Here is a 1711-nt window from a genome sequence, read left to right on the forward strand (position 1 = left end):
CGACCCAGGTGACCGGTCTGTCCACGGCGCAGATCGCTGCGATCGAGACGGCCGACATCAAGTCGCTGACCACCGGCGCCCTGCGCAACCTGTCGTCTGACCAGCTCGACGCCTTCACCAGCGATCAACTGCGTGCGCTGAGCAGCGGCCAGATCAACTCGCTGACGACCAGCCAGATCAATACGCTGGGCACAGCCGACCTGAACAGTCTCACCAGCAGCCAGTTCGCCAACCTGTCGTCCGCGCAGGTCCAGGCGCTGACCAACACCCAGCTCGCCAACCTCGCCACGGACAACCTGAACGCATTGGGCACGGCCCAGTTTGCAGCGCTCTCGTCCAGCCAGTTCGGCGCACTGACCACCRGCCAGYTSGGCAAGCTGGAGACGGCYGAYCTGCGYGCYGTCACGACCGCSGCSCTCAACGGCCTGTCCTCSGACCAGGTCGGYGCGCTGGCCAGCGAYGCYGTYGGCTCGCTGACGACMRCYCAAGTSGCCTCKCTGGGCACSGCCCAGATCMARGGSCTGACCACGGGTGACATGGTCGCCCTGACYTCGGSCCAGGTCGCTGCCATCAATTCGACCCAGGCCGGYAGCCTGTCCACCGCCCAGATTGCCGCCMTCGAAACSGGCGATGTCAAGTCACTGACGACCGGCGCCCTGCGCAACCTGTCGTCCGACCAGCTCGACGCCTTCACCAGCGACCAGCTGCGTGCACTCAGCAGCGGCCAAGTCAATTCGCTGACCACGAGCCAGATCAATACGCTGGGCACGGCTGACCTGAACAGCCTGACCAGCGGCCAGTTCGCCAACCTGTCCTCGGGCCAGGTCCAGGCGCTGACCAGCACCCAGCTCAGCAACCTCGCCACCGACAACCTGAACGCGCTGGGCACCAGCCAGTTCGCGGCGCTGAACTCCAGCCAGTTCGGTTCGCTGACCACTGGCCAGCTCGGCAAGCTCGAGACCGCTGACCTGCGTGCCGTCACGACGGCTGCGCTCAACGGCCTGTCCTCAGACCAGGTCGGCGCCCTGGCCAGTGACGCCGTCGGCTCGCTGACGACGGCACAGGTCGGCTCGCTGGGCACCGCCCAGATCAAGGGCCTGACCACCGGCGACATGGTGGCTCTGACCTCGGGCCAGATCGCCGCCATCAACTCCAACCAGGCGGGTGCGCTGTCCACYGCCCAGATCGCCGCCATCGAGACAGCCGACGTCAAGTCCATCTCCACCGGCGCGCTGCGCAACCTGTCGACGGACCAACTCGACGCCCTCACGAGCGACCAGCTGCGCGCACTGACCTCCACCCAGCTGAACGCGCTGACCACCAGCCCGCAGCTCGTCAACATCTCCACGGGCGACCTGAATGTGCTGACGACTGGCCAGATGGCCAACCTGTCGACGGCTCAGATCCGTTCGCTGACGACTGACCAGCTCGGCAACCTGWMGACSGACARCCTCAACGCRCTGGGCACTGCCCAGTTCGCKGCCCTGTCGTCCAGCCAGTTCGGCGSMCTGRSCACCAGCCAGYTGGCCAAGMTSGARACSGCYGACCTGCGYGCSGTCWCGACSGCSGCSCTSAACGGCCTGTCYTCCGATCAGGTCGGCGCCCTCGCCAGCGATGCAGTCGGCTCGCTGACCACGGCGCAAGTCGCCTCGCTGGGCACCGCCCAGATCAAGGGCCTGACCACGGGTGACATGGTCGCCCTGACCTCGGG

At 67.1% G+C, this 1711-nt stretch carries 1 pseudogene; it reads left to right on the forward strand.

Annotated elements, in window-relative coordinates:
- Nucleotides 1–1711, forward strand: a pseudogene (locus AC1DU6_RS30090) (heme utilization protein); the annotation flags it as partial.

The sequence above is a fragment of the Roseateles sp. P5_B10 genome (genome assembly GCF_056400485.1).